Origin of the sequence: Winslowiella toletana (assembly GCF_032164335.1) — a bacterium.
Taxonomy (GTDB): domain Bacteria; phylum Pseudomonadota; class Gammaproteobacteria; order Enterobacterales; family Enterobacteriaceae; genus Erwinia; species Erwinia toletana_A.
Window position 1 is genome coordinate 48,293 of sequence record NZ_CP134153.1, and the last position, 15,807, is coordinate 64,099.

The 15,807-nt window shown below is 52.3% G+C and carries 22 protein-coding genes and 2 pseudogenes; 22 read left to right on the top strand and 2 right to left on the bottom strand.

Going from position 1 to position 15,807, the window contains the following annotated elements; translation table 11 throughout:
* Positions 1-12: 12 nt before the first annotated feature.
* Positions 13-267 carry a DNA polymerase III subunit theta gene (locus RIN69_RS22630; RefSeq protein WP_313857970.1) on the top strand — a complete coding sequence of 85 codons (255 nt, stop codon included), beginning with the start codon at positions 13-15 and terminating at the stop codon, positions 265-267.
* A 79-nt stretch (positions 268-346) separates the two neighbouring features.
* On the top strand, positions 347-619 hold the full coding sequence (locus RIN69_RS22635; RefSeq protein ID WP_313858011.1) for a hypothetical protein: 273 nt from the start codon (positions 347-349) through the stop codon (positions 617-619).
* 117 nt (positions 620-736) lie between these two features.
* Here RIN69_RS22635 and RIN69_RS22640 read toward each other — a convergent pair.
* Positions 737-955 (bottom strand): annotated as a pseudogene (locus RIN69_RS22640) (hypothetical protein); the annotation flags it as partial.
* Positions 956-1,236: 281 nt separating this feature from the next.
* Here RIN69_RS22640 and ssb point away from each other — a divergent pair.
* The 12 genes and pseudogenes from ssb (at position 1,237) to RIN69_RS22705 (ending at position 9,695) form a co-directional block, all read left to right on the top strand.
* Positions 1,237-1,794 (top strand): single-stranded DNA-binding protein, encoded by a 558-nt coding sequence (gene ssb, locus RIN69_RS22650; protein WP_313857971.1) that lies wholly within the window; start codon positions 1,237-1,239, stop codon positions 1,792-1,794.
* 52 nt (positions 1,795-1,846) lie between these two features.
* Positions 1,847-2,089 (top strand): DUF905 domain-containing protein, encoded by a 243-nt coding sequence (locus RIN69_RS22655; RefSeq protein WP_253076416.1) that lies wholly within the window; start codon positions 1,847-1,849, stop codon positions 2,087-2,089.
* Positions 2,090-2,158: 69 nt separating this feature from the next.
* Entirely contained in the window at positions 2,159-4,156 is a 1,998-nt protein-coding gene (locus tag RIN69_RS22660; RefSeq protein ID WP_313857972.1) for a ParB/RepB/Spo0J family partition protein, read from the top strand.
* A gap of 40 nt (positions 4,157-4,196) precedes the next feature.
* The gene (psiB, locus tag RIN69_RS22665) at positions 4,197-4,631 is read left to right on the top strand and encodes a conjugation system SOS inhibitor PsiB (RefSeq protein WP_313858013.1); all 435 of its coding nucleotides are present in this window, start codon (positions 4,197-4,199) and stop codon (positions 4,629-4,631) included.
* Positions 4,628-5,356 (top strand): plasmid SOS inhibition protein A, encoded by a 729-nt coding sequence (locus RIN69_RS22670; RefSeq protein ID WP_313857973.1) that lies wholly within the window; start codon positions 4,628-4,630, stop codon positions 5,354-5,356. Before psiB ends, RIN69_RS22670 begins: the two co-directional genes overlap by 4 nt.
* The gene (locus tag RIN69_RS22675) at positions 5,353-5,676 is read left to right on the top strand and encodes a theronine dehydrogenase (protein WP_313857974.1); all 324 of its coding nucleotides are present in this window, start codon (positions 5,353-5,355) and stop codon (positions 5,674-5,676) included. Before RIN69_RS22670 ends, RIN69_RS22675 begins: the two co-directional genes overlap by 4 nt.
* A gap of 120 nt (positions 5,677-5,796) precedes the next feature.
* On the top strand, positions 5,797-6,231 hold the full coding sequence (locus RIN69_RS22680; RefSeq protein ID WP_313857975.1) for a conjugation system SOS inhibitor PsiB family protein: 435 nt from the start codon (positions 5,797-5,799) through the stop codon (positions 6,229-6,231).
* A 403-nt stretch (positions 6,232-6,634) separates the two neighbouring features.
* Positions 6,635-6,910, top strand: a complete 276-nt coding sequence (locus tag RIN69_RS22685; RefSeq protein ID WP_313857976.1) for a hypothetical protein — start codon at positions 6,635-6,637, stop codon at positions 6,908-6,910.
* A 185-nt stretch (positions 6,911-7,095) separates the two neighbouring features.
* Entirely contained in the window at positions 7,096-7,443 is a 348-nt protein-coding gene (locus RIN69_RS22690) for a hypothetical protein (RefSeq protein WP_313857977.1), read from the top strand.
* Positions 7,444-7,537: 94 nt separating this feature from the next.
* Entirely contained in the window at positions 7,538-7,684 is a 147-nt protein-coding gene (locus RIN69_RS22695) for a succinate dehydrogenase flavoprotein subunit (protein ID WP_313857978.1), read from the top strand.
* 49 nt (positions 7,685-7,733) lie between these two features.
* Positions 7,734-8,567: an N-6 DNA methylase gene (locus RIN69_RS22700; protein ID WP_313858014.1), complete on the top strand. Its 834-nt coding sequence runs from the start codon at positions 7,734-7,736 to the stop codon at positions 8,565-8,567.
* Positions 8,568-9,165: 598 nt separating this feature from the next.
* Positions 9,166-9,695: pseudogene (locus RIN69_RS22705) on the top strand (antirestriction protein).
* A gap of 11 nt (positions 9,696-9,706) precedes the next feature.
* Here the strand turns inward: RIN69_RS22705 and RIN69_RS22710 are convergent.
* A complete protein-coding gene (locus RIN69_RS22710; RefSeq protein WP_313857979.1) occupies positions 9,707-10,162 on the bottom strand; it encodes a transglycosylase SLT domain-containing protein in 456 nt (151 codons plus the stop codon).
* A 469-nt stretch (positions 10,163-10,631) separates the two neighbouring features.
* Between RIN69_RS22710 and traM the strand changes: the two genes are divergently transcribed.
* The 8 genes from traM to traB all read left to right on the top strand — a co-directional run bounded on the left by traM (position 10,632) and on the right by traB (position 15,778).
* Complete coding sequence (traM, locus tag RIN69_RS22715; protein ID WP_313857980.1) at positions 10,632-11,018, top strand: conjugal transfer relaxosome DNA-binding protein TraM; 387 nt, start codon at positions 10,632-10,634, stop codon at positions 11,016-11,018.
* Between the two features lie 658 nt (positions 11,019-11,676).
* Positions 11,677-11,958 carry a hypothetical protein gene (locus RIN69_RS22720; protein WP_042005174.1) on the top strand — a complete coding sequence of 94 codons (282 nt, stop codon included), beginning with the start codon at positions 11,677-11,679 and terminating at the stop codon, positions 11,956-11,958.
* Between the two features lie 217 nt (positions 11,959-12,175).
* Positions 12,176-12,343 (top strand): hypothetical protein, encoded by a 168-nt coding sequence (locus RIN69_RS22725; RefSeq protein ID WP_001525695.1) that lies wholly within the window; start codon positions 12,176-12,178, stop codon positions 12,341-12,343.
* Positions 12,344-12,450: 107 nt separating this feature from the next.
* Positions 12,451-12,810, top strand: coding sequence for a type IV conjugative transfer system pilin TraA (traA, locus tag RIN69_RS22730; RefSeq protein WP_045912004.1), 360 nt, complete (start codon positions 12,451-12,453; stop codon positions 12,808-12,810).
* 1 nt (position 12,811) lies between these two features.
* On the top strand, positions 12,812-13,117 hold the full coding sequence (gene traL / locus RIN69_RS22735; RefSeq protein WP_000398849.1) for a type IV conjugative transfer system protein TraL: 306 nt from the start codon (positions 12,812-12,814) through the stop codon (positions 13,115-13,117).
* A gap of 19 nt (positions 13,118-13,136) precedes the next feature.
* Complete coding sequence (gene traE, locus RIN69_RS22740) at positions 13,137-13,700, top strand: type IV conjugative transfer system protein TraE (RefSeq protein ID WP_042005176.1); 564 nt, start codon at positions 13,137-13,139, stop codon at positions 13,698-13,700.
* A complete protein-coding gene (gene traK / locus RIN69_RS22745) occupies positions 13,690-14,430 on the top strand; it encodes a type-F conjugative transfer system secretin TraK (protein ID WP_313857981.1) in 741 nt (246 codons plus the stop codon). Before traE ends, traK begins: the two co-directional genes overlap by 11 nt.
* Complete coding sequence (gene traB, locus RIN69_RS22750) at positions 14,417-15,778, top strand: F-type conjugal transfer pilus assembly protein TraB (RefSeq protein ID WP_313857983.1); 1,362 nt, start codon at positions 14,417-14,419, stop codon at positions 15,776-15,778. The genes traK and traB overlap by 14 nt, the downstream gene beginning before the upstream one ends.
* Positions 15,779-15,807 lie beyond the last annotated feature (29 nt).

Consider the following 15,807-nt stretch of genomic DNA (forward strand, 5'->3'; position numbering starts at 1 on the left):
CCGGTGATGCATATGTCGAAGTTGAATATTGCCTCTTTCTCAAAAGACGAGCAGGACAAAGTATCGGTCGATAAAGCGACCGCCGCTGTTGCCTGGCAGGAACGGATGAACAAGCCCGTGGTGCCGGAACTGGCTGAACGGGAGCAGCCTGAACATCTTCGCCAGTATTTCCGTGAACGGCTTGAAGTTCATCGGCAGAACAGTCAGCAGCTGCCGCGCGCAAATGCGCCCGAATATAATAAACCCGAAGATGAGCAGCAGAAGTGATTCTTAAAGTCAGTGTGTCTAGGGAGGAAATTTGATGCGTATGTCTCTGATGTTTGCAGCCGTTACCCTTTAAACCGGTATTAACCTGTTGTTTATTCCGTTTCTGCCTGTACCGGCTCTTTGGGGAGCTATCCTGGCCGTTGCTTTTATCCTGATGAATGTCCTGGCGGACAAACTGCGCCTCTGGAGTGGCGTTGCATGGATTATCGTTGCCGGCATCATCATAACGTTGATGCTGAAGGGAAAGGAGCCGGGTGACGAATTAAGAGTGCTGATCACCGTTTTTGCTTTCCTGGCTTCGGCCTGGTACTGCGTTGCGCAGTACAGAAAAGAAAAGTATTTCCGCTCCTGATGTTCCAGGCTGGTATCACGCCGGATAATCGTCAGCCATCTCGTAAGCCGCATGTAATCCATTCTTATTCTCCCGTTTTCTGTTTTCTGCCTGTTCCCGTTTTCACTGCGGGCGTCCGGGCGGGCTGTCGTGAACGGAGCCGGTAAACCGTCTCCGCCCTTCGGGCTTCCATCCCATGACGCAACACTAGGGCTTGCAGCATCCGTTCCGGATGCGCCGCCCCTTTTACGCGCCGTATCCTGCGCTTTCTGCACCCCGGCAAACTGACGCCGGGCTGTAAGGCGCAACGCCGTTTCGCGCCCGCACTTTCCGTCGTTGCGGCGGGTTCCTGCTCATTCCTTGCTTGGTTTTTTCACCCTTTTGAGTCCTTTCGTCGGGGCTGAGACAAGCACAGTCGCTGTCAGCTGTCCAGGGTAAATGGCACGCGGTAAACCGCGCCCTGGACATCCGCCATCGCCCGCGCTGGTTTACGCCCTTGCGGCGAACGGCTCTCAAACGGGTGAAGGTAACAACCAGCGGGCGCGTTCAGCAGGTCCCCGCAAAACGTCAAAACCGCGGCCCCGGCAACTCAACGGGTGATGGTTTTTAAAAGCAAAACAACCGGAAGGAGATTCATCATGACAGTACGCGGCATCAACAAAGTCATCATCGTGGGTAATTTGGGCCAGGACCCGGAAATCCGTTATATGCCCAATGGCGGCGCGGTCGCTAATCTCAGCCTCGCCACTTCGGAGTCCTGGCGCGATAAACAGACCGGAGAGATGCGCGAAAACACCGAATGGCATCGCGTGGTACTGTTTGGCAAGCTCGCGGAAGTGGCCAGTGAGTATCTGCGCAAGGGCGCTCAGGTGTACGTCGAAGGCCAGTTACGTACCCGAAACTGGCAGGACGACAGCGGCGTAACGCGCTATGTCACTGAAATCGTCGTCGGACAGAACGGCACCATGCAGATGCTGGGCGGTCGTCGTGACGGCGGTCAGCCACAGAACACGGCTCCGCAGCAACCCGCACAACCGCAGAGTCCTGCCGCTCCGGCACAACCTGCTGGCTCCCCTGAAAAATCCCCGAAAGCGAAGGGTGGCAGAAAACCCCGTCAGAGTACCGCGCCGTCTCAGCAGGCGCCGCAGCCGTTACCGGACGATTATCCGCCGATGGATGATGTTGCCCCGTTTTGACCAGCATGATGAAAACGCCCCGCAACCTGCGGGGCAGGAAAAGGAGAAACACATGATCAGCAACGTTATACCGCCCCTTCAGTCACTGCCTGACGGCACATTCACCCGCGAACAGGCTGAAGCGGTCGCAGCGCAGTATCAGAATGTCAGGATTGAAGACGATCAGGGAACGCACTTTCGCCTGGTGGTTCGGAAGAACGGCGAAATGGTGTGGCGGGTATGGAATTTTGAGCCGGGTGGTGAGTACCTGATGAACCGTTATATCCGCGACTACGGCATCCGTAAACAGCAGTAAAAAGGTGCCCTGCCGGAGCAGCAACTCCGCAGGGCCGGACAGTCATCAATATCCAGTGAGGTATCAACTATGTCAGTAACCGAGTCTAAAGCAAAAACCCCCGCTAAAACCAGCAAAAAAGTAGTCAAACCTGCCGAAGCCGCAGCCCTTAAGGCGGCGCTTGAGGCCGCTCAGATTGAAATGGTGCCGTTGTCGGCGCTCGTCAAATCCCCGCTGAACGTCCGTACCATCCCGTATCCGGTGGAGAGCGTACGCGACCTGGCTGACACCATTCTTGCTATCGGCCTGATCCAAAATCTTGTGGTCCACTCGTTGCCGGGTGGCCTGTCAGGCGTGGCGGCAGGTGGTCGTCGTCTCGCAGCCCTGCAACTGCTGCTGAGTGAAAAGCGCATCGATGTCGGGTATATGGTCATCGTCAAGCGCGTCAGCGACGAACTGGCGGTGGTGGCCTCGATGGTGGAGAACAACCAGCGAGTGGCAATGCATCCGGCAGAGCAGATCAGCGGGTTCCGCACGTTGTCTGAGCAGGGGAAGACTCCGGCGCAGATTGGTGACCAGCTGGGGTATAGCTCGCGTCACGTCCAGCGGATGCTGAAACTGGCGAACCTTGCCCCGGAACTTATCGCCCTGCTGGCAGAGAACAAGCTCGACGTGGAGCAGTGTCAGGCGCTGAGTCTGGAGAACGATCCCGTGCGTCAGGTAGATATTTACCAGTGCGTGAAGGCGCAGCACAGCTATGCCCCTGCGCACATGCTTAAACGCGCTGTCACTGATACCGAAATCAGCGTGAACCACTCCCGCTTCGTGTTTATCGGGCGTGAGATGTATGAGTCTGCAGGTGGCGTGGTACGTGAGGATTTGTTCAGCGCCCAGGAGGGTGACGGTACGGCAGACGGTGTGCTGGTCGAGCGACTGGTGCAGGAGAAGCTGGAGTCCACCGCACTGGCAATCGAACAGCAGGAAGGATGGTCATGGTCACTGGCCCGGGAGGGAGCGGTCAGAAACTACGGTGACGACCGCGAACATTATCTGCTGTTACCAGAGCAGGAAGCACAGTACACCACTGACGAGCAGCAGCGTCTTGATGAACTGTACGCCACTCAGGAGGCCACGGAAACGTTTGAAGATGAAGCCGCGATTCAGGTGCTGATTGACGAAATTGAAAATGCGGCATCGATCCGGGCGTGGACACCGGAGCAGAAATCAGCCTGTGGCGTGGTGGTCAGCCTGTACGACGGTGAGCTTTGTGTCCAGCGAGGGGTGCAGAAGAAGCTTCAGAACGAGACGAAAGAAGGGCAGGGAGAGAATGGCAGTAGCGGCTCCCTCCATGTGGTCAGCAGCAAGTCGGATGTGACGGAGGGGATCAGCGCCCCGCTGCTCAAAAAGATGTCTTCAGAAAGAACGCTGGCAGTACAGGCCGCCCTGGTACAGCAGCCCGAAAAAGCGGTGGCCCTGATGGTATGGCGACTGTGCAGTTGTGTTTTCGATTACTGCAATACTACCCGTCATCCGTTCGTGATGCGTCTTGAGGTGCATCACAGTGGGCTGACCAGCGAAGCGCCGACCGGAAAGAGTGGTCAGGCATGGCTGAGTCTGATGCAGGAGAAAGCCCGTCTGGAGGCGCTGTTGCCGGAGGGCTGGAAGAAGGATTTCACCATCTTCTTTACGCTCGACGGACAGACTTTGATGAGTCTGATGGTGTTCTGCACGGCCTGTTCGGTGGACGGGGTGCAGATCCGGACAATGGGGCATACCACACAGAGCGACCTCGATGGCGTGGAAACGGCGCTCGGGTTCCACCTTCGCGACTGGTGGCAGCCAACGGCAGAAAACTTCCTCGGTCTGCTCAGTAAGAACCAGATTGTGGAGGCGCTGAAAGATGCCGGACTGTCAGGCGCTGCGTCAGATGCCGGGAACATGAAGAAGGGAGATGCCGCCAGCCATGCTGAACAATGGCTCTCCGGTACGCGCTGGGTTCCTGCCTGGATGCGGTCACCTGATGCGCAACCTGATGTCGCTGAGGGTAAGGCGACAGACTCTGATGACCATACGGCACACGCAGCCTGATAACGGAAACGCCGCCCTCCGGGGCGGCGATAAGGAGACCATTATGCGAAACATTATTACTCCCGACGTACTGAAAACCATGATCCCCCAGGAATTTGAAGACTGGCGCGAAGCGGGTGAAGATTTGCGCCGCGAACTGACCCATGCAGTCATGCGCGATCTGACCTGCCCGGCTGACTGGGACATGAATGGTGAATACCGGAGTGAGTTCGGTGGCTTTTTTCCGGTACAGGTTCGCTTCACGCCGTCGCACGGCAACTTCCATATCGCCGTATGCAGTCCCGGCGACATCACCCAGTCATGGATGGTGGTGTTCATTCCTGCCAGCGGTCGCCCGTTTTCTGTTATCAGCACCCTGCCTGCCTGGTCGCCGGAGGTTATTTCTCACACACTCAGCCTGACAGCGCGCCTCGATGCCGATGGCTACAGTCAGGCCAGCATTATCAGTGTTCTGGCGATGGAGGGCGCACAATGATCCCGGCGAGTTTGTCACTGGTACCCCTGAGTCATGAGCGTCGTGCTGCAATGCAGGCCATCGCAGAGGTGGAGAAGAAATATGAGCGTGGCGTTCATATTGCTGAGTTTGCCTACGCCCATGCCTTCTTCCGCATCCTGAACGGCAGCAAAAGTGTCACGGTAAAAGATATCGGCTGGTTTTCTCCGGGGATGACGGCACAGAACCTGCGGGGGAAAAAGCAGGACTGGCTGGCAGCGATTGATCGGCTGATTGAAAGCCGTGGCGCATGTTGCTGGTTACCCCTGTCGGTGTCGGACGGCTGGCGACTGTTCCCGGAAACGAAGTTTCAGACGTCAGAGCGTCGTCGCAGGAAAAGTGAACTGAGCGCCGAAAAATACACCCGCCAGCGCCGGAAAGAGGCGTTCCAGCGCGAATCCGCGTACCAGGCGCTGGCGGGGCAGGCGGAAATAGAGCTGGCATTCCATACATCGGAAACGGTCAGCAGCTGGAGCGCGCGCTGGTCGGGTACTGAACTGCGCCAGTACGACCTGAAGGATATGTTCTGGCGCTGGAGCGAGCGTTTCCCGTCACTTGAGCCAATGGAGCGCTGGATGATGGCGAACCAGCCTTTCTGGAGTGTGATGGTCGAATCTGATGCCCTCGCAAAAGAAAGCCCGGAATCTGTCCGGCAACTGGAGCGCTGGATGGTACCCAACAAGCTGACAGCGCGGAGCCAGGTATGAAGTGGCGTTACTCACTGCGCTGGAAGCGTCCCGGTCCCTGTCCCGGTGAACATGAGCTGGCGTCAGAAGTGGTGGAGGCAGGGAAGCCCGCCCCTGAGTCCGTGATGTCACTGTGGGTGGCCGGAGCCGGATATGCTGTCTGCGTTGATTTTCTGTATGAACGGCCCATCAGGCGCTGGAGCTACGAGCGTAAGGCGGCCACCCGCCGACGGAATCTGGCGCGTCGCGTTAACAGAATTGCGCCGCTGTTTGCTGATGAACTCATCGGGCGGGAACTGGCGGCGCGACCGGACTATTATCGAGGGAAGTCTCATCGGTGAGTTTAGTTATTATCCCATGTAAATCTTCGGGGCTACAGAGGTCGGAGAGCAATCGTAGTCTGCAGCTATAAAAGGAGGCTGATTCTGAATAAAGGACTGACATTATCGGCGCTGGTTGCCATGACGCCGGAGGATTATGAGCAGTTTCGCTCAAATGGCTGGTCATCTCGTCAGATACTGACGCAGGCGGTGGCGAGGGAATTGCTTTTGCCGGAGGGCTGGGTGGTTTCACCCGAGAATCACACTGAATACGGTGGCGTATGGCCCGTCTGCCTACGGTATATTCCACCGCATGGCAGGCACTGGTTCATGCTGACCAGCCCCGGCGAAGTCTGTGACCACTGGATGCTGTTGCTCCAGTCTGCCAGCGGACAACGAATTAAATGTCTGCACAGAATGCCGGTACTGGATACCTTTCTGGTTAACAGCCTGCTGCAGCGGGCTGATGTGCTGGATAAAAACGGTATACGCTGGCAGGTCTGGCTAATGAGCTGGCTGGCATCACCGGTTCGACCATACACGGGCGTCGTCCCTGACGGGACACGGCTGTCGTGAACGGAGCCGGTAAACCGTCTCCGCCCTTCGGGCTTCCATCCTGACGCAACGTCAACCCCTGCGCTTGCTGCATCCGTAAACGGACGCGCCGCTTCACCCTGTCGGCGGTAAAACTGCCGACAGTCCGATGACGCCACGCCGTTCCGCCGTGTCAGGTGTGTTCATCCTCTCCTCATACCTCTGGTGAACCCTCTCCCGTTAAGTCCCCGGGCGGGGGGCCTGTCGTAGCACCGTCGTGTCGTCATCCGAAGGGTGAAATGAATTCCGCCAAAACTTTTTGCGAAGGACCGCAAATACTTTTGTCTCCGCCCTTCTCCTGCCGCCCCGCCGTTGCTCCTTTGCCCTTTGCCGCCAGGGAACTCACCGAGAGATGGATTAACCACCAGACAAGAGGAAAAGCAGGATGAACACACAAAACGTCAACGTCAAAACCGCCACCAAAGAATCTTCCGAAAGATGGGGTTCAGACCCAAAAGCGCGTCTGGCCTGTGTTATCGCAGAACAACGTTCGTACCTGGCTGAGCTTTGCCAGGTCTGGAATCTCCAGTTGAGCGAGAAGGACGAGGCAGAGGAAGTCCTGCGCCTTCTCAGCCTGATGAGTGACAACGTTCACAAGGAAGGCGTGCTGTGTTGGGAACGTTCATATCCACTGGTTTCGTTTCATGTCGTGCAGCCGTGATTACAGGCTAAAAATCATACCATCCGCTTATACGGAGTGATCGGGCGTGAGGCGTGGGAAATCGCCCGAAATGACCTTCGCAACAACATTAATTTTGCTCAGGCAATGCGGGAAGTTGAAGTTTGTTAATCAGCGTCACCCACGGCGGCAGGGGATGTCGCCATCAACCAAAGAAGGAGAACACGATGCTTTTATACCTGACTGAATCCTCGGCTCTTCCTGGAATGCAGGCCACCGCTGAGGCTGAGCGGGCGTACTGGCTGAGCCGTGAGAAAGCAGCGGTGAGAGTCCCCACTGAAATCGACGTACACGCATTCCATGATGCGCTGGGGCTGATGTACCCGATGAACTGGCGTAGCAGTGAGAACGGTGAGTGTGAAACCTTCATGCTGGCAGAAATGATCTGTGGAAACGTGACCGAAATATATGCACGGATCGGTATCCGTTATTACCGGATGCGTGACTACAGCAACCTTGACCACGCGGAAATTCTGGCCCGCGTTAAGGAGGTATCAGACAAGAGCCAGAAATGAAAAAAGCAGGCATAAGCCTGCTTATTCCATGCCGGATGACACACCCGCAAAAGTTTGCATCCGGCATACGCAAAAACAACATGGAGATTAAACCATGCAATTTGACCCGCAAATCGTCGCACAGGCGAACGTGTTTGTAAATGCCCTGCGCAGTGGTAAACGCGCCCGTGTTCCAGCCTTAAAGCTGAAATACTGGCAGCAGTTTATGACCGTTGTATACGCTGGCCTCGGCCTCGCGTGATGTGAAACCTGCCGCCCCCTGTGGGGGCGGCATTACCGGAGATACTTTCATGTCACAACTGAGCTTTGCCGATGTCTTCAATATGGCCAGAGAGAGCGCAGGCAGTAAAATTAGTACCCAGGACACGCAGCCGGGTAGCGAATCATATCCCTCTGTTCAGCGGCTGATGAGTGCGCAGTACAGCCGCAGCCGCTTTATCAGCGTGTTTAGATCCACAGGCCGCCAGCTGGGGCGCAGGGAAGTGTTCAGTGATTTTCTGTCACTCGCCGCCAGTGAACTGGATATGGCCCGGATAAGAACGCCGGAGAGAATGGAACACTGCCGGAAAATCTGTGCGCGGTACGAGGCGTCAGATATTGTGAACATGCAGGAGATGTTCTGCCTGATGGTAAATGCGCTGGAGGAGAAATTTCATGATTTTCTCGGCACCATTTTTATGGAACTTGAACTCGGCGATAACTTTCGCGGGCAGTATTTCACCCCTTATTCAGTACAGTGCCTGATGGCCCGGATGCTGATGCCTGGCGTCAGGGACACCATACGCCGGGAAGGGATAGCCACGGTCAGCGACCCGGCCTGTGGTGCCGCCGGGATGCTGATTGCGTATGCGGAGTGCCTGCTTGAGGCTGATATCAATCCTTCCATGCACATGTTCGGCAGTTGCATCGATATCGATCCGGTGGCGGCAGATATGGCCTTCATCCAGCTGTCACTGCTGGGGATTGCCGCGGAAGTGGTGACGGGTAATACGCTCAAGATGCAGTTTAACCGGGTGAGGTATACGCCCGTGTATTACATCAATGACTTTGAAAAACGGCTGGCAGACCTGCACCGGTTCAGGGCTATGCGGGACTTTATGCGCGGAATACAGGAGGCAGCGTAAATCACCGGACGGGCAGGGGATCACCTGCCCGAATGCGGGAAAAAGCCGCGCACCTGCGGTGCCAGATAATACCGGCTGCGCTACGCGCCGCCCGCATTATTCCTTCGCGGGTTTATCTCTTCAGTATTATTAATTTGTCTCTGTTTATCTCTTTCGGTATTTATCTTTTGTAAGCAATAAAACATATAACGGCCCGGGCGTCGTCCCTGGCGGGACACGGCTGTCGTGAACGGAGCCGGTAAACCGTCTCCGCCCTTCGGGCTTCCATCCTGACGCAAATTCAAATTCATGCTTGCTGCATCCTTAAAGGATGCACCGCTTTAACCGTGGCGGTAATAAATTCCCGCCACTTTAATGACCGTAACGGTAATTCGTCTTGCGCCGATTTTCCGTTACGGATTGTGTGTATTCTCCTGGTGTGTATGTCGCCCGACTTCATCAATTCGCGGAGGGCTGCTTTTAGCATCAGTCAGGAAGGAAATAAAGGGGTATATAAACGCTTCGCGCCCCTTTATTTCCTTCCTGCCAGCTGCGCATTGCCCTTCGCCGCTCAGTGATGAAGTCGAACGATTTAATAATTCATAAAGGAGAAACCTGAATGCACACCATTAACGTCAAAACCGCCACTCGTGAATCAGCCGAACAATTTAAAATAGATAAGTTTCAGCGCTATTGTGTAACAGATGGTGATGAACGACTTGATTTTATCCCTGCACTATTTTTACACCGTCAGCTGACAATATGATCGCCAGCTGGTTACGGCAGCATTCTAATTATGATGGCGGTTTCTGGAATTACTGGATTATTCCACAGGATGTCGGCGGTAATGTGGCTCCGAACGGAATTATCTTCACTACAACTCAAACCGGGTATATCGCACCTGCTGGAGAACAACGTTATGACATGTGCATTCCTGGAAATTATTTTGAATCAGAGATCAGTGCCGATGTTGCCGGAATTATTGCGACATTAATGATAATGAACTGGTTGTCGTGGCAGGTAGCTGATATGGGGCCTGAATACGCCATAGTCTGCAAACATCTTGTCGCTCGCCAGGATGCCCTGAAGGATTATATCAGCCTTATTCAACATCCCGAAAGGGAATTAATATTTCACGCTATTGATTGATAGTAAATGCGTCACTCTGGTGGTGCATTTTTCTTGATGTCCACATAAATTGCCTGAATTTCCTGTGCGTACTTCTGGCGTTTCCTTTCCTGTTCCTCGGTTTCACGAAAACCTGAGTTATAAGCACCGACTGCCCGCCAGGAGTATCCCCAGCGCTTAAAAGCAATTGCGAGATAATAAGCTCCAGTATAGATATTCATGCAGGGATCTCTGTAAAGATTACCAGGCGTGATACCATACTGAGCCAGATGTGAAAAATTCTGCGAGTGAATTTGCATCATTCCGACGGCGTAACTTTCATTACTGACAATATTCATTGCATCAGGCCGCCATGATGACTCTCTGAAAGAGATTGCCCGTAATAAATTAGGTTCAATATGGTAATCCCTTCCCGCCATTTCAAAACAGTCCTGAGCAATGACCGGAGAGGTAAGCGCGAGTAATCCAACAAGCAGAACGTTCTTCATCTGCAAAATTCCATTGTTATCTTTCCCTATGCAAGAGTGCCATTTTCTAACAAAAACGGCAATGCCCGTTAATACTGAATCCTGCCCGGCCCGCTAATTTTCATATGCCTGCTCCTTAACATCAAAGTCCTACACACCTCGCAAGATTTCATCTTGCATGATAAGTCTTTAAAAACATGCGGTTGCAGTTATTTTTATGCAGCATTTTAGAATCAATCCCGTAATTAAGAGTATAATCATACTCTAATGACACTCTAATTAGAGTGCAGGGCATACTCTTATTAGAGTATTTCAATAAATTCAGCTTGTTAGATAGAGTGTACTCGCGAGTACACTCTTGTTTAACAACCTTACATACTCGCATCTATACTCTGTTTATTTTAATGGTATACTCGCCTTATACTATGGATAAAAGTATTCAGGTAATATTTCAAATTAATCATGATTATTGGTTTCAGAAGGATCAACGATGCCACGTATACAAACTTTTGTCAGCAATCAGGTTCGTGAAGAAATTGAATCTCTGGTTACAGAAAGGAGGCAGGAAGGCGCAACGGAACATGATGCCACTGTATCGTCAGTTACTTCAATGCTCGTTGACCTCGGCCTCAGAGTATACCGGATTCAGAGAGAGAAAAAGGAAGGTGGCTTTAACCAGATGGAGTATAACAAGATCATGTTGGATAACATGGCCAGAGTCCGGGCAATGTGTTCAGAGATAATGAAGATGGGCGCACTAAGTCATGAAGTTATAAGCAATGGTAACTTTGATAATGAAGTCATCAAAAGATCCATAGCAAAATTTGCAGAAGACCAGGTAAGTATTTTCTTTCCTGAAGAGGAAGAAACGGACTAAGCCTACAGTTTATTTATGTTGCCTCCTGCCCATATCCTTGTACAGGAGGATTTACTGAATGCTGTATTGCTTAGCTGGTAGGGTTGTAATGTTACACGCTGAAATAACCATCTGAGTATTATCATTCATGAGGTTGAGTCTGAATGGATAGCTGTTTGGGACAACTAAGTTCGGTGCCTCTGAAATTTTCTATTCTTCTGTTGATAGGTTAGATAGCCAGGTATCATTTAAGTAATGAACACTTTCTGTCGGTCATAATTGATTTTCAGAATGAAGGGCTATCTGGCTATTAGCCTTTATCTAACACAACTTTCTCTCATAGCTCTCTTGCAGGAAAATTCGCATACATCGCCAGGAGCAATCCAATCTGATCTTCTATACCTTCCCGAGCTACTCGCGATATTTCTTTATAAGCTTTTGCTTTGCATTTTAATTTGAGAGTGTTTTTTGTGAGCTTAATCATAAATTAATGCGTAACTTTGGTATTTATTGAGCGTCGATCTGTGATGTTGTATATTCGATTTAAGGTAAATCAATTATTCCCAGGGAGAAGAATGCGTTTATTTAATTGATTTGCTTTTGTCGCGATGGCAGGGGTTGGCCCCCCCCTGTCACCGCTGGCCACCAATAACCCAAGTACTTTTAACAGGAGGTTACGATGGTTATCATCGATCCTATCCGTATGGAAATTTTACGCAAGATCTTTCCTGAAATTAATGATGTCAAAATTGAAGTATTTACTCTTTTTGCTTTTGGAATGGCTATTAGAGAAATTTCTGATTACAGACATACGACCACACAGGCAGTCTATAAGACCCTTAAGGAATTGTGTGAACAATATAGCGCACCTTCCAATGAAGCCCTTAAGACTTTGTACATCACACGACTTGCTCTGCACTCCTTTCTTGAACTCAGAATAGAGCTTCAGCCAGAGGAGTAACTCGCCTCTTTTCGGGAAAAACGTGATGTGATTTATATCACGTTTTTCCTGTTGATTTAGATCAAAATGCGGTTGTAAGACTTTTCGTGTTTTCGTCCTTTCTATATTTAAATCAAGATGTTGAGCGCCTCGAAAATAGTTTTATTTCCAATTGGACAGCCCCTGTTTTTTCACGTCATCATATACGTAGTTTTTATGATTTAGCGGAGCATTTGAAATGATTCAAGACACCCCCCTGAAACCACGTCCAGCAGGGAAATTTATCCGACTTTATCTGGATGGTGTTGTTTATGAGGAGCTAAGAAAGAAAGCCAAAAAAAATGCCAGGCCAGTACAAAAGACGGCAGTTCTTATTATTGAGGAGGCATTAGGGTTGAAAGAGTGACTCCGCTACAGAATCATTTTTTTTGTGGTTAATGGTCCTGTGCCGGATTGACTTAACCCGTCAATACCGCTCTGGGTTGTTTTGTAAATAATATAAATGGAGTTTCTATGAATTTATCCTTATCAAAAGGCGGCCTCCCCGCGTCTGTAAAAAACCGTGCATGGCAGTACTGCCAGATGGCATGGCGTGGTGTGACCACTAAAAAAGCGCTGTCCCGTCTGGCTGCGCTGTCTCCGCTACTGTTACTCGGTGTGGGACAGATGGCCAATGCAACCGACCTGCTGGCCGGGGGCAAGGATGATGTGAAAGCCACCTTCGGTGCCGACTCATTCGTCATGATGTGTATCATCATCGCCGAACTGATTGTCGGTGTGGCGATGTATATCCGCACCAAAAATCTGTTGATCCTGCTGGGCCTGGTTGTGGTTATCGTCTTCACTACCGTCGGTCTTACCTTCATCAACTGATATGGAGGGAAACGATTTAGACAAATACCGTTTCCCGAAAACCCTGTCAGAGCAGAACCGTATTATTGGACTGCCCCTTGATGAAGCTATCCCCGCAGCGGTTGTTTTGCTGTGGGGATTTTTCACCAAGAAATATTTATTCAGTCTGATTATTGCGGCAGTTATCTGGCAACTGATCAGGGCGGCGAAACGCGGAAAGAGTTCCCGCTGGTTATACAACTGGTGTTACTGGTATTTGCCCACTGAATTATTCCGGGTTGTCTACCGCGTTATTCCCGATTCCAGTTTCAGGAAATGGATAAAATAAATTACCGCAGGGCCATATTATGGAAATTAGCGCTCGTAATTCATCCACCAAAATTATTGCCATTATTATTCTGTCGCTCACGACACTGGTCTTTATTCTGGGCTTTGCCGTGGCATGGCTGGCTGTGACCAACAGAGCACTCATCCACGAGCAACGTACAGTCGTCACACCGATGACCTACAACGCGCCTTTTGTGGTATCCGAAACTAAAGCTGATACCGAGTATTTCCGGATGATGACGCTGTCCTTTCTGGCCCTGCGTCTCAATGTCTCGCCTGAAACGGTCGATTCCAACCACGCTTTTCTGATGTCTTTTGTCGAACCAGAGGCCCGGGAGGAATTTAAAAAAGTACTCCAGGAAGAGGCAGCACAGATTAAAGCCAATGATGTGAATTCCACGTTCTACACCACAGAAATCAATGTCTATCCCGTTGACGGCCGAATCGATGTTCGTGGCGTGCTGAAAATGTGGATTGGTAACTCTAAGCCTTCCACGGAAATAAAAACCTACCGGCTTCGTCTGAAGTATACCGGAGGCTTTACCCGTATCGGCCGGTTCTATGAGGTGACCAATGAAAAATAACCTTCCGGCGTTATTGTTTGGTACAGCCATGATGGTCGTTGTGCCCCCGGCTGCCCAGGCACAGTCACCTGCCACGATCAGCCTCCCACAGGGCGGGCAGTTCCGGCTGAGTATCAGCAATACCGATCCCAACATGATTTTTATCCCGGGTGACAAAGTCACCGCCATCACAGCGCCTGGTGGAATGCTGGCAGACAAGCGGCTGACAACGGCCGGAGGTGTGCTGTTCACTTCGGTGGCCACCCGTACTTTCACTATTTTTGTAGAAACAGCGCTGGGCCAGACCTTCTCTGTCGTGGCCACGCCCGTAAAAAGTGAAGGTCGCGTCTATCGACTGATGAGCGCTGAACCGCCCTCACGGCCTGAAACCCGTAAATGGGAAACCGCTCAGGCTTATGAAAAGCTGCTAATCAGCCTTAACCGTGCCGTGCTGACGGGTGACATACCTGATGGCTACGGTGAAGTGAAACCTCTTTCTGACGGTATTCGTCTCTCCGGTGGTTTTTCTGTTACCCCCCTGAAAGCCTGGGCGGGCGACCAGCTGCGTGCCGATCGTTATGAACTGCGTAATGCCAATACCTGGGGTGTGGCGCTGTGGGAGCAGGACTTCTGGAAACCTGGTGTTCGTGCCGTAATGTTTGATAACAACGCACAGACTCTGATGGGCGGAGGAAGAATGACCGTCACCGTTATCCGTGAAAACGGGGAGGGTGAAGATGGCCAACGTTAACAAAGTCGTCCGCCGTCGTCAGGTTGCCCTGCTTATAGCCCTTGTTCTGGGGATTGGTGCTGGCGGTGCCGGGACATGGATGGTCTCAGAGATGAATCTGAAGAAAGCGCCGCCCGCCAAAGCGCCAAAAGGAGAACCCGCGCCGGATATGACCGGGGTGGTCAATCAGTCCTTTGATAACAAAGTTCAGCGTTCTGCCATTGCGGAAGCCCAGCGGCTTAATAAGGAAACGCAGACAGAGATTAAAAAACTGCGTACTGAAATGGGGCTTGTCAGTCGCGATCTTAAAGGCAGTCAGGATCGCATTCGTGAGCTGGAAGACCAGAACCAGTTACTGCAGACGCAGCTTGAGGCCGGGAAGAATTTTGACTCCCTCAGTGCCGAACCCCTGCCGGGAGCGCTGGCCTCTCAGGGGAAACCTGTACCCGCTGGTAATGTTCCTCCTCCGACAAGTTTCTGGCCAGCAGGAGGCGGACAGGCCCCGGCCGCACCGGTTATGGCCGCCGTTCAGCGTCCGGGAATGATGGATAGTCAGAAATTCAGTCCTCCGGATACCGGGCCGCAAAAGCCCCGTTTCCCGTGGATTTCCTCCGGCAGTTTTGCTGAAGCAATCGTCGTTGAAGGGGCAGATGCCAATGCGTCCGTTACCGGCGATAAAAATACCGCCCCGATGCAGCTGCGCCTCACCGGCAAAGTTCAGATGCCTAACGATGAAGAGTTCGATCTGACTGGTTGCTTTGTGACCCTGGAGGCATGGGGGGATGTTTCCAGTGAACGTGCCATCGTTCGGACCCGCTCAATCAGCTGCAAGCTGGGTGATGACAACATCGACCAGAAAATTGCCGGTCATGTGTCCTTTATGGGCAAGAACGGTATCAAGGGCGAAGTAGTTATGCGTAATGGCCAGATCCTGCTGTATGCGGGGGGCGCGGGCTTCCTGGACGGGATAGGGAAGGGCATTGAGAAAGCCTCCTCCACTACCGTGGGTGTCGGCGCAACTGCCAGCATGAGCGCCGGCGATATCGGCCAGGCAGGGCTCGGCGGTGGTGTCAGTTCTGCCGCCAAAACACTCTCCGATTACTACATCAAACGCGCCGAACAGTACCACCCGGTCATTCCAATCGGCGCGGGCAATGAAGTCACGCTTGTTTTCCAGGACGGCTTCCAGCTCGAAACACTGGAGGAAGCGCGCGCGAAAGCTGCTGCACGTAAGAAACAAAATCAACCTTCTGCCTCATCAACGCCTGCTGCCATGCCGGGTAATACGCCGGACATGCTGAAGCAGCTGCAGGACTTCAGGGTAGGGGACACCGTCGATCCAACGACCGGACAGGTCGTCACACAGTAAACGGGCCGGGAAACCGGCCGCAACAACAC

Excerpts from the sequence above, each read along its gene's own strand:
- traL (WP_000398849.1), top strand. The coding sequence starts at position 12,812 with ATGGAGGGAAACGATTTAGACAAATACCGTTTCCCGAAAACCCTGTCA.
- traA (WP_045912004.1), top strand. The coding sequence starts at position 12,451 with ATGAATTTATCCTTATCAAAAGGCGGCCTCCCCGCGTCTGTAAAAAAC.
- RIN69_RS22710 (WP_313857979.1), bottom strand. The coding sequence starts at position 10,162 with ATGAAGAACGTTCTGCTTGTTGGATTACTCGCGCTTACCTCTCCGGTC.
- traM (WP_313857980.1), top strand. The coding sequence starts at position 10,632 with ATGCCACGTATACAAACTTTTGTCAGCAATCAGGTTCGTGAAGAAATT.
- RIN69_RS22695 (WP_313857978.1), top strand. The coding sequence starts at position 7,538 with ATGCAATTTGACCCGCAAATCGTCGCACAGGCGAACGTGTTTGTAAAT.
- RIN69_RS22670 (WP_313857973.1), top strand. The coding sequence starts at position 4,628 with ATGATCCCGGCGAGTTTGTCACTGGTACCCCTGAGTCATGAGCGTCGT.
- RIN69_RS22655 (WP_253076416.1), top strand. The coding sequence starts at position 1,847 with ATGATCAGCAACGTTATACCGCCCCTTCAGTCACTGCCTGACGGCACA.
- RIN69_RS22700 (WP_313858014.1), top strand. The coding sequence starts at position 7,734 with ATGTCACAACTGAGCTTTGCCGATGTCTTCAATATGGCCAGAGAGAGC.
- RIN69_RS22725 (WP_001525695.1), top strand. The coding sequence starts at position 12,176 with ATGATTCAAGACACCCCCCTGAAACCACGTCCAGCAGGGAAATTTATC.
- RIN69_RS22720 (WP_042005174.1), top strand. The coding sequence starts at position 11,677 with ATGGTTATCATCGATCCTATCCGTATGGAAATTTTACGCAAGATCTTT.
- RIN69_RS22680 (WP_313857975.1), top strand. The coding sequence starts at position 5,797 with ATGACGCCGGAGGATTATGAGCAGTTTCGCTCAAATGGCTGGTCATCT.
- traK (WP_313857981.1), top strand. The coding sequence starts at position 13,690 with ATGAAAAATAACCTTCCGGCGTTATTGTTTGGTACAGCCATGATGGTC.
- RIN69_RS22675 (WP_313857974.1), top strand. The coding sequence starts at position 5,353 with ATGAAGTGGCGTTACTCACTGCGCTGGAAGCGTCCCGGTCCCTGTCCC.
- ssb (WP_313857971.1), top strand. The coding sequence starts at position 1,237 with ATGACAGTACGCGGCATCAACAAAGTCATCATCGTGGGTAATTTGGGC.
- traE (WP_042005176.1), top strand. The coding sequence starts at position 13,137 with ATGGAAATTAGCGCTCGTAATTCATCCACCAAAATTATTGCCATTATT.
- traB (WP_313857983.1), top strand. The coding sequence starts at position 14,417 with ATGGCCAACGTTAACAAAGTCGTCCGCCGTCGTCAGGTTGCCCTGCTT.
- RIN69_RS22630 (WP_313857970.1), top strand. The coding sequence starts at position 13 with ATGTCGAAGTTGAATATTGCCTCTTTCTCAAAAGACGAGCAGGACAAA.
- RIN69_RS22660 (WP_313857972.1), top strand. The coding sequence starts at position 2,159 with ATGTCAGTAACCGAGTCTAAAGCAAAAACCCCCGCTAAAACCAGCAAA.
- RIN69_RS22690 (WP_313857977.1), top strand. The coding sequence starts at position 7,096 with ATGCTTTTATACCTGACTGAATCCTCGGCTCTTCCTGGAATGCAGGCC.
- RIN69_RS22685 (WP_313857976.1), top strand. The coding sequence starts at position 6,635 with ATGAACACACAAAACGTCAACGTCAAAACCGCCACCAAAGAATCTTCC.